Source organism: Haliscomenobacter sp. (genome assembly GCF_040403615.1).
GTDB lineage: Bacteria > Bacteroidota > Bacteroidia > Chitinophagales > Saprospiraceae > Haliscomenobacter.
The window spans coordinates 28,528-38,507 of sequence record NZ_JBBAKG010000021.1 but is presented as its reverse complement, the minus strand read 5'-3'; the positions used below and the strand labels follow the sequence as shown (position 1 = coordinate 38,507).

The 9,980-nt window shown below is 46.1% G+C and carries 9 protein-coding genes; 3 read left to right on the top strand and 6 right to left on the bottom strand.

The genetic code is table 11. From position 1 onward, the window contains the following. Window positions 1–76: 76 nt before the first annotated feature. From ABW391_RS09000 to ABW391_RS08975, 6 genes are all read right to left on the bottom strand, one after another. Window positions 77–2,443 carry a T9SS type B sorting domain-containing protein gene (locus tag ABW391_RS09000; protein ID WP_353481517.1) on the bottom strand — a complete coding sequence of 789 codons (2,367 nt, stop codon included), beginning with the start codon at window positions 2,441–2,443 and terminating at the stop codon, window positions 77–79. Window positions 2,444–2,627: 184 nt separating this feature from the next. Continuing rightward, the gene (locus ABW391_RS08995; protein ID WP_353481516.1) at window positions 2,628–3,023 is read right to left on the bottom strand and encodes a c-type cytochrome; all 396 of its coding nucleotides are present in this window, start codon (window positions 3,021–3,023) and stop codon (window positions 2,628–2,630) included. Window positions 3,024–3,073: 50 nt separating this feature from the next. After that, window positions 3,074–3,943 (bottom strand): ChaN family lipoprotein, encoded by an 870-nt coding sequence (locus tag ABW391_RS08990; protein WP_353481515.1) that lies wholly within the window; start codon window positions 3,941–3,943, stop codon window positions 3,074–3,076. Between the two features lie 81 nt (window positions 3,944–4,024). Further along, on the bottom strand, window positions 4,025–4,444 hold the full coding sequence (locus ABW391_RS08985) for a peptide chain release factor-like protein (protein WP_353481514.1): 420 nt from the start codon (window positions 4,442–4,444) through the stop codon (window positions 4,025–4,027). 123 nt (window positions 4,445–4,567) lie between these two features. After that, a complete protein-coding gene (locus ABW391_RS08980; protein ID WP_353481513.1) occupies window positions 4,568–5,233 on the bottom strand; it encodes a hypothetical protein in 666 nt (221 codons plus the stop codon). A 152-nt stretch (window positions 5,234–5,385) separates the two neighbouring features. Beyond that, entirely contained in the window at window positions 5,386–6,927 is a 1,542-nt protein-coding gene (locus ABW391_RS08975) for an acyl-CoA carboxylase subunit beta (protein ID WP_353481512.1), read from the bottom strand. A 268-nt stretch (window positions 6,928–7,195) separates the two neighbouring features. On the opposite strand from ABW391_RS08975, the gene ABW391_RS08970 reads away from it, so the two are divergent. The 3 genes from ABW391_RS08970 to ABW391_RS08960 all read left to right on the top strand — a co-directional run. After that, the gene (locus ABW391_RS08970) at window positions 7,196–8,404 is read left to right on the top strand and encodes a pyridoxal phosphate-dependent aminotransferase (protein WP_353481511.1); all 1,209 of its coding nucleotides are present in this window, start codon (window positions 7,196–7,198) and stop codon (window positions 8,402–8,404) included. A gap of 259 nt (window positions 8,405–8,663) precedes the next feature. Then, window positions 8,664–9,230: a DUF3575 domain-containing protein gene (locus tag ABW391_RS08965; RefSeq protein ID WP_353481510.1), complete on the top strand. Its 567-nt coding sequence runs from the start codon at window positions 8,664–8,666 to the stop codon at window positions 9,228–9,230. Window positions 9,231–9,360: 130 nt separating this feature from the next. Continuing rightward, on the top strand, window positions 9,361–9,980 hold a 620-nt coding region (locus ABW391_RS08960; protein ID WP_502916320.1), incomplete at its 3' end, for a S10 family serine carboxypeptidase-like protein.

The window sequence follows — 9,980 nt, the reverse complement described above, 5'->3', positions numbered from 1 at the left end:
CGCAGATTTTCGAAGATAATTCTTTGTGAATTCCGCGAAAATCTGCGAACCAATCTGCGTGAACCAAACCAAGGTTTTATCTCAACAGCGCCACATCCCCGCTTCTGGTTTCGCGGCGTCCGCCAGGAAATTCAATGACGATATTGTACACATACACTTCTACAGGAGCAGGTTTTCCATTGATGTTGCCATCCCAACCTTTGAGGTCATTGCCACTGTAAACCTGTTTTCCCCAACGAGAATAAATTTTCATCTCGATTAGCTTTACGTTTTTGTTGGTTGTAACCGGACGGAAGAAATCGTTGGCACCATCGCTGTTGGGGCTAAATGCATTCGGTATGGTAACTTTCGCAGGTACCACATTGATGCTAATTTCTTTGGTAATGGCACAACCATTGGGGCCTGTTACCACCACTTTGAAGGTCATCTGACCTGGAGTGGCCAAAGCACTTACGGTAGGACTGGTAGTCGGCGCCCCCCCATTAACTGTCCAACTGTAGGTCAGTGGAACGGGGTTAGGCGGTTGCACCAGGCGAATGCCCGCAGTAAGTGCATCACCCTCTTGTGCGCCCCGTGAGCTCACCGAGTCTGGTGCAAAGAAAATGCCATTTTCAGTAGGCATTTGAATCACTTTGATGGTTGCCGTATCGGTCAGGCGGCCACATTGGCTGCCACCCTGTACCCCATAAGTATAGGTCACACTCACCAAACTGGTATTGCGAATGAGGTTCAAATTAAGCGATGAAGTGGTAGAAAGCGTAGACCCCAGTACTTGCCAGTTGTAGTTTTCAACCAGAGCAGGTACCGTACCTGGTGGATTGTTGAGTTTTACACTGTAGACTGGGCGACTGTTTTCGTTGCTACAAAGGGTCAACCCTGTGATGTCGATAGAATTGACCGTAGGGATGACACTTACCGTAATGTCGCCAGTGTTTTTGCAATTTTTGGTACTGGTTGCTTCCAGGCGATAAGTCGTAGTAGTGCTTGGATTTACCCGAAACAATGGATCTGTGGAGACCTGATTTCCACCTTGCGTCCATCGGTAGGTCACCCCTTGTTGATTGGCGCCGTTGAGTTGGATCGTTCCGCCCTGGCAAATCGTACGCAAGGTTGGAAACAAAATAGAGGGCACTGGTAAAACAGTGACCGTTGCACTGGCGTTGCTGGGGCATTTCTTCTCCTCTACCGTAATGCTATAGGTAGCAGTTTGGCTGGTGGTTACCGTGGGATTTTTGCAATCCGTACAAGACAAGCCATTGGTAGGTGCCCAAGTGATTTTATCGAAGTTTCCGGCAAATGTTGCGGTGAGTTGAATACTCGCGCCAGGACAAACCTCCGCAGGATTTGGGGTGATGACGATGGTTTTGGGTTTGATTACAGGCACCAAAATCGCAGCACTGTCGATGCAACCATTGTTTCTGGTATCGCGAATCAACACTACACTGTCGATTGTTCCCAAAACCATGTTCCAAAGGGAATCTGGCGTTTGAAAATCATATCCGGGCAATGAGCCATCCAGTCTGAGGCGGGGCCTCCAGGTATGCTTGATGTCGGGATATACAGCTGTTTCGTAAGTATCTGATTTCAAGGTGATGATTTCACCCTGGCAGTACACTTCTTTTTTAGGGTCAATGGTGATGGTCAGCGTAGGCAAGGAGTCCACTTTTACCACTACTGAATCGATGATGGTACAGGGAGAAGCCACCAAGGTCGCATAGTAAGTAGTGGTGATTTTGGGTTCCACATCTATACTAAGTACATTCTGGCGCGAAATGCTCTTGTCTTTGGCCGTCCAGCTTACCCCGGTGGCAAGGCCAGTATTGGTGGTTGCCCCCAATTTGACTTTGGTCTTGCCTTTACAAACTTTTACAATATCGCCGTTGGTGATGTCTATCTTTTGAGGAGCAATGCTGACTTGAATGGTCGCATCTACCTTGCAGCCCGTAACGTTCAATTCCGCCCGATAGGTGGTCGTGTTTCCCGGCAAAGCGATTACATTCGCCGAATTGGGCTTGTCCAACCCATTCACCGGATCCCAGGTGAGGCCTTGCCCTCCCGTGTTGGTTACTGCACGCAAGCGCACGGGGGTTCCTCTACAGACGGAAGTTGAAGTTAGTGCAATCAATTGCAAGGTAGGACGCACCACCACCAGGGTAATGGTGTCTTTACGCAATTGCCCATTGACAAAACCTTCAACAAAAATGCGGGTATTTTGAGTAGGCTTGGCTACTACAACATTGCCATTGCTGCGGCTGAGAATGTTGGCAGGGCTCCAACTGTAATTGAAACCACCTGTCACCTCTAAAGTGATGCTGCTGTCTGGGCAAACATAAACAGAATCTACATCTGGCCGAATTTTGATGCGGCCAATCTGGGCGTTAAGTTGGCCAAATCCTAGGGCAAAAAAACAAAAGCAAAGAAGTGTAATCAACCAATTCTTCATAAATAATGGTTTGGAAGGTGTGTAGCGAAGCCTCATTCACTGGTTTCGGAGCGAAGCAGGGGCGTCCGTAAATGAGGCTTCGTTATGCACCACAGTTTGTCGGGTCGGAAAATACGACCTTTTACCCAAAAACAACGGAGAAAGCAGGATTTTATTGATTGAACCACTGCAATACACCTGACGATTATTTACATTTTTCTAATGCACGCTGTACCTCCTGCACCTTTACAAAGGGAGATTTGTTGCCCCAGGCTTGATTCATGTAATTGATGATGTTGGCAATTTCAAAATAGGTCAACTGAGGCACGCCAGGCATGGCTTCTTCGTATTTTTTGCCATTCACTTCAATTTCCCCTTTTTTGCCATACCGAATTATACAGGCCAATTCATTTCGGTGCTTTTTGAGGTAATCGGAATTGGCCAATGGCGGAATCCGGCCCCGCAAACCACTGCCATCGTCCATGTGGCAATTGGCGCAAAAATTGCCATACATGATTTTGCCTTGATTGAATGGGCTAGTTTGGCAAGCAAGGATGAAAATAAGGGCAACAAGCTGGGCGATCAAAATAAATCTGTACATGGTATTGATTTTTTGCGTCATACTCAGACATGTTGCAACAGCATTTACTGCTAATATGTTTTGGTCATTTTAGTTGGTACACAAATGATGAAATCGGCTTTGCTGCGGTTTTCATCCTCCAGTTTGTCAATGTTGTCTTGCTCTACCGTTGATATGGTCAGGATGTCCTTTACCGAAGCGTATTTGCGCAAGTACCATACCGTTCCTTCTTTCAAATCAGAGTGATAGGCGCCGTTGAAATGGAGAAAAATATAGCCTTTTTTGAGGTTCTGGGCAATGGAGTAGCCCATGGTTGCATCTTTTACGGCTTGTGATTTCACCAGATTGGTGGTAGCTGCATCACCGCCGTGGCCACCCATCATTTTGGCCATGGATACGTAAGAGGGCAAATTCATATCCACTTCAATGGGCAAGGGAGCAATCCAGGCTTTGGCCTCACTGGAAAGGGGATTTAAGGATTCGATGCCTTGCTTGTACACCATATTGGCATAGCGGCGGGGCACATTGGTGGCGATGAATGGCAGTTTTTTGCTTTTGGCCAATTCCACCAAGGGTTTGTAATCGGTGGCATAATTGTCCCAAATGCGGGCTTCTTCCTCAAAATTTTTGGTGCTGATTTGACCATTCAGGTATTCAGTGAGGATGGCTTGGTTGTCGCGTTCAAACATTTCGGCGCCCATGATGAGCTTGCCATTGTTTTCTTTTTCCAGGTCTTGGGCCAGTTCAATTTGCAGCCAATGCGAGATGGGGTTGTTGTGCTGCTCACCAAAAAAAACGACATCGGATTTTTTGCTGGTTTTGAGCAGTTGGGCATAACTTACTTCCTTGCCATTTTGGTCAAAAATGCGGTAAGCTGGTTTGTCTTGTGCGGATGCTACTGAAAGCACCAAGCCGAAGAGAATACTGAATATTGGTTTCATGTTGCTTGATTGAGTAACGCAGAAAAATTAACATCTTGATTTTTTGCGTCATACTAAGCAGGAAACTTAATCAGTTTTGGGCTAATCTTCTTCTTTTGGTGGGATAATTTTCTTGCGGGCAGCTTTTTTTTCACTCTGCACCGATTTGGCCTTTTTGCGTTTGCGTGGATTGGCAACCAAGCGTTCCGGAACTTCTTCCCTTTCCGGTTCTGGAATAAGCGCTGTTTCCAGTAAGTTGAGCATTTTTTTGATGGCTTTTTCCTTGTTGCTCAATTGGGTGCGGCTTTCCTGAGCCACGGTACTCAACAATCCTTCTTTGTTGATGCGTGCCGCCAATTTGGTTTGGATCACCCTTTTTTCGTCAGCATTTAAACCACTGGATGTTTCCACTTCAAACAAGGCCTCTACCCTGGTTTCCAGTTTGTTGACGTTTTGTCCGCCACTACCAGAGCTGCGGGAAGTCCGAAATTTGAGTTCTTTTTGTATTTGTGGAATGTCCATCTTTCACGATTGAGCAGCTGTAACAGTGAAGATCTGGTTAAAAGTTTCAAAAGATCAAAAATTTAATTCAAAACTGGAATAAAAAAGAGAGGCTGCTCAACGATATTGAACAGCCTCACTTTTTTATTCTATCCGCTTTTTCTTCGCTTCAATTTCCTGAATTTTCATCTGCTGCCTTTCCATTTCCTGGCGGCGGTTGTTTTGGTTGGCCTGGTTGACTTCAAGATCTTTCTTGGCCTGATTCATTTTTTGTTCTGCGTCAATAATGTCTTTTTTCAGCCGATCTTCTTCTTTGATCAGTTTATCAAACTCTTTTTTCTGGTCTTTGAATACCAGTTCTTCGGCCTCTTGTTCGATTTCAACTTTGCGAACACGGGTAACGCGACCAAATTCCGCCATCCATTGCTGGAATGCGTCTATCTTTTCAGGATGCTGGCGGCGGGACAAAAAGGCACCACCAAGATCTACCCAAACCACCATTTCGGTTTGCTTGCCGCGCTCTGTGAAAGTGGCGTAAATGTCCATCAAATTGCTGCTGATGGCAGGAACAGAAGCATCATCGGCAAAAACCTCGTTGGTTTTGCGGTCTTTTTTGGTTTTTGCGTTGGTGCTCTTGAGGTAATCAATCCACAGTTTTTCTGCGTCTTTGGTGGTAAGTTCGTCGATGTTCATCGAAAAACCAGCCTTTGAGCCTTGGCTCATGGTGCGCTCGTTTTCCTGAAGGTTTTGGGCTTGAATGGAAAAGGGGATCAAAAGGATCAGCCAGGTGGTCAAGTTGAACAATTTCATGGTTGTTTTTTTTATTTGAATTCTTGGGTTAATGGATAGGATATCCGTTATCATTTATCTAAACACTTGGAAAGATAAAATTGACTATGCAAAAATGCAGGGAAAGTTGAAAAGATTCTAGTTGAAGCTTCGAAAAAAGCATTCAAATTGCACTACAGCGGAATATTCCCATGCTTCTTGCGGGGCAAATGCACCACTTTGTTTTCGATGGAAGCAAAAGCCTTGATGAGTTTTCGACGCGTCAAACAAGGATCGATTACTTCATCAATATAGCCTCGCTCGGCAGCCTGGTAGGGATGCGCAAAGGCTTCCTGGTATTCTTTTTCTTTTTGGAGCAACATCGCTTCGGGATCTTCTGCCTCAGAAATTTCTTTGCGGAAAATAATTTCAGAAGCCCCTTTTGCACCCATCACCGCAATTTCAGCCGAAGGCCAGGCGTAATTCAAATCGGCACCGATGTGTTTGGAATTCATCACATCGTAAGCGCCACCGTAGGCCTTGCGGGTAATCACCGTAATGCGGGGAACCGTCGCTTCGCTAAAAGCATAGAGCAACTTGGCTCCGTTTACAATGATCCCATTCCATTCCTGATCGGTTCCGGGCAAAAAGCCAGGCACATCAACCAGCACCAGCATAGGGATATTGAAGCTGTCGCAAAAACGCACAAACCGCGCGCCTTTGCGGGAACTATTGACATCGAGAACACCAGCCAAACTAATGGGTTGGTTGGCAATGATGCCAATGCTGCGGCCCGCTAGTCGGGCAAAGCCCACCACGATGTTTTCGGCAAAGGCTTCGTGAACCTCCATAAAGGATTCCTCATCGATGATGCCGTTGATGGCATCGCGCATGTCGTAGGGTACATTGGCGTTGTCAGGGATGATGTGGCGCAATTGTTCGCGCCACTCCTCTGCCAGTGGGTAGTCTTTTAGTGTCGGTTTTTCTTCGCAGTTTTGGGGCATATAGGCAATCAATTGCCGGATTTTATGCAAGCATTCCAGGTCGTTTGATGCGGTGAAATGCGTAACGCCTGATTTAGAAGAGTGGGTACTTGCCCCACCAAGCTCTTCGGCACTAACATCTTCATTGGTTACGGTTTTAACCACATTGGGCCCCGTTACAAACATGTACGAGGTGTCTTCTACCATAATGATAAAATCGGTCATGGCCGGCGAGTATACCGCACCACCCGCACATGGCCCCATGATGGCCGAGATTTGTGGCACTACTCCTGAAGCCATCACATTGCGGTAAAAAATATCGGCATAGCCCCCCAGTGAAGCCACTCCTTCCTGGATGCGTGCACCACCAGAGTCGTTGAGGCCAATCACGGGTGCGCCGTTGCGGATGGCCAAATCCATGATTTTGCAGATTTTTTCAGCGTGGGCTTCTGAAAGGGAACCACCAAATACGGTAAAATCTTGCGAAAAAACATAGACCAATCGGCCATCAATGGTACCATATCCGGTAATGACTCCATCTCCAAGGAAATGCAGTTGATCCATTCCAAAATCTTTGCAGCGGTGCTGCACCATCATGCCCACTTCTTCAAAAGATCCAGGGTCGAGCAAAAAATGAACGCGTTCGCGCGCGGTGAGTTTTCCCTTTTTATGCTGGGCATCAATGCGTGGTTGCCCTCCGCCCAGCCGTGCGATGTCGACTCGGTGTTCGAGATTTAAAAGTTTTTCTTTCATTGGAAGTAAGTATTCTTCACTTTGAGGGAGGAAAGATAGCAACTTTTTGGGCGCATGGACAAAAGCAATTGTCAACAAAATTGATGACTCAAAGTAGATTTTTTTCAAATCATGGCCTCAAGTTCAAATTTCTTTGGTTCTTTGGGAGTTTGGGGTTATTTTTGCGGTCGATTGCCCTAATCGCTTAGTCTTCCTAGAAAATTAGCCAAACTTTTTATCGACAGCCTTAGGTTCATATTCAAACATTCATTTTCAAAAAACACAAGACATGTCTGTTGCGACTTCTTCTCGTCTGTCTCAGCGCGTAATGCAGATGGCAGAATCCGAGACGCTAAAAATGGCGGCAATGGCGCGGGAACTCAAAGCCCAAGGCCACAATGTGATCAACCTGAGTTTGGGTGAACCGGATTTTGATACGCCCAATCACATCAAAGATGCAGCCAAACAAGCGCTGGATGATGGCATTACGAAATACACACCAGTGGCAGGCTTGCAAGAACTGCGCGAGGCCATCAAGGTAAAATTCAAACGCGACAATAACCTGGATTTCAACCTCAATCAGATCGTGGTTTCCAATGGGGCCAAGCAGTCCCTCGCCAATATTTTTCTTTCTATCCTGGATCCAGGCGATGAGGTGATCATTTTGGCACCTTATTGGGTGTCTTATTCTGCGATTGTAGAATTGGCCGAAGGAAAATCCATCATTTTGAAGTCCAGTTTTGAGCAGGATTACAAAGTGCCCGCGGCTGAGATTGCAGCGGCCATTACGGATCGCACCAAAGCGATTGTGTTTTCCTCTCCTTCCAATCCAACCGGGATGGTTTACAGCCACGAGGAATTGAAAGCAATTGCCGATGTGATCGCCCAACATCCCGACATCATCATCGTTGCTGATGAAATTTACGAATACATCAATTTTGGCGAAAAACACGTCAGCATTGGCGCCTTCGAGCAAGTCAAAGACCAAACCGTAACCGTGAATGGCTTCGCCAAAGGCTTTGCCATGACAGGCTGGCGCTTGGGTTACATTGGCGCTCCAGTATGGTTGGCCGATGCTTGTGTGAAAATCCAGGGACAGGTTACTTCAGGTGCCAACTCATTCAGTCAAAAAGCAGCTGCTTTTGCCCTTTTGGCCGATATGACGCCAACTTACGAAATGCGCGAAGCTTTCCTGAAGCGCCGGGATTTGATCATCGAAGGATTGAGTAAAATTCCGGGATTCAAGGTAAACAAGCCTCAAGGTGCCTTTTACATTTTCCCAGACATCAGTGCATATTTTGGCAAAACGGATGGCACCATCACCATCAACGATGCCAATGATTTCTGTGATTACCTGATGTTGCAATGCCATGTTGCAACAGTTTCCGGTGCTGCCTTTGGTGCCGATAGCTGTTTCCGAATCTCTTATGCTGCTTCAGAGCAAGATTTGAATACTGCCATCCAAAGAATTGCGGATGGGGTAGCCAAATTGAGTTAAAGACACTTAAGGGGCGATAAAAAACAAGTGTTCATTTTGCCATAGAATTAGATAAGTAAACGGTTCATTTAAAGTGTCTTATCTAATTTTATGGCTCAAGAAAAATGAACACTTGTTTTTGCCCCACTACTAATGATACGTTAAAGTTCCTCTAAGATGCTTGCACTGTTGAGTAGATTAGAGGAACTTTGATCTCGATGAAAGCGCAACAATACTGGCGCAACACTCCTATTTACGAAACCTTAATTAACCAATCATCATGCAGAAAAATTATTTTTTTATTGCAATCCTTTGCCTGATTGCAAATGCAACCCTTTTTGCCCAAGTTGATGTAAAAATCGGTCCTTTTGGGCCCATCTTTGGCACCTTGAATTTGCGCAGCGAGTTTGGTCTGGCTGACAACATTGGGTTGGAAGCCACTCTGGGCGGATCCTGGAATAAAATCAACTTTAATGAAGGCAGTGATCTCAAAAATACCACCCTCCGCGCTGGCGTGAATGGTCGATATTACTTTAACCCCAGTGAAATTGGGCTTGACAAATTCTATGGAGGGCTTTACACGCGTTATTCTTCGGGCAAAGCAACCGGCACTTCAGATTCTACCAGTGCTGAATACAATACCAACCGTTTCGCTGCGGGATTCCTGTTTGGTTTCAAAACCTTTGCACGCAATGAGCGCTTGCATTTTGATTTCAATCTGGGTTTCGGTCGCGCTTTTGTTTACAATATCAAGGCATTGAACAATGCCGACCCGATCAATCTCGGTGACATTCCTTTTTTGAATATTGATCTTCCCATCACCATAGCAATAGGTTACCGGTTTTAAGTGCAACTTAAACCGCCAAAAGCTTTTCCATGTAGTTTTTTTCAGATAAATTCCAGCTTGCTTGTTTGTCGTCAAATGAGCAAGCTGGATTTGTATGAAAAAATCAATTCAATCACCAATTTGAATGTTCATGAAAAAGCAATGGCTGATTTTAGGCTTGAGTTGCCTTACCCTCTTTTTTGCAAATGCCCAAACCAAACCAACACCCAAGGAAACCACTCCTCCACCTCCGGCCAAGGAAGAAAAAATGGCCTCCCCCTCTCGCACGCTAAATCCCGATTCTTTTGTGGAGACCACGCGCGAAGTGACCATCAAAGGCCAGCGTGTACCCTACAAAGCCACCGCCGGCACCATCCCGGTTTGGGATGAAGAAGGCAAGGTTTTGGCGGGGTTGTTTTTTACGTACTACGAGCGCACGGATGTCAAAGACCGCAGTTCACGCCCATTGGTCATCTCTTTCAACGGCGGGCCTGGCTCTGCTTCGGTGTGGATGCACATTGCCTATACGGGGCCACGCATCCTGCAAATTGACGATGAAGGTTACCCCGTTCAACCCTACGGAGTCAAAGACAATCCCTATTCCATCCTGGATGTAGCCGATATTGTGCATATCGACCCTGTGAATACTGGTTTTTCCCGGATTGTGGCCAAAGACGTTCCACCTGCCAAATTTTTCGGTGTAAATGCCGACATCAAGTACCTCGCGGAATGGCTCAATACTTTTGTAAGCCGCTACAACCGTTGGGCTTC

Bases quoted from the DNA above. Each gene is read 5' to 3' on its own strand.
- ABW391_RS08990 (WP_353481515.1), bottom strand. From the start codon at position 3,943: ATGAAACCAATATTCAGTATTCTCTTCGGCTTGGTGCTTTCAGTAGCA.
- ABW391_RS08985 (WP_353481514.1), bottom strand. From the start codon at position 4,444: ATGGACATTCCACAAATACAAAAAGAACTCAAATTTCGGACTTCCCGC.
- ABW391_RS08975 (WP_353481512.1), bottom strand. From the start codon at position 6,927: ATGAAAGAAAAACTTTTAAATCTCGAACACCGAGTCGACATCGCACGG.
- ABW391_RS08965 (WP_353481510.1), top strand. From the start codon at position 8,664: ATGCAGAAAAATTATTTTTTTATTGCAATCCTTTGCCTGATTGCAAAT.
- ABW391_RS08995 (WP_353481516.1), bottom strand. From the start codon at position 3,023: ATGTACAGATTTATTTTGATCGCCCAGCTTGTTGCCCTTATTTTCATC.
- ABW391_RS08980 (WP_353481513.1), bottom strand. From the start codon at position 5,233: ATGAAATTGTTCAACTTGACCACCTGGCTGATCCTTTTGATCCCCTTT.
- ABW391_RS08970 (WP_353481511.1), top strand. From the start codon at position 7,196: ATGTCTGTTGCGACTTCTTCTCGTCTGTCTCAGCGCGTAATGCAGATG.
- ABW391_RS09000 (WP_353481517.1), bottom strand. From the start codon at position 2,443: ATGAAGAATTGGTTGATTACACTTCTTTGCTTTTGTTTTTTTGCCCTA.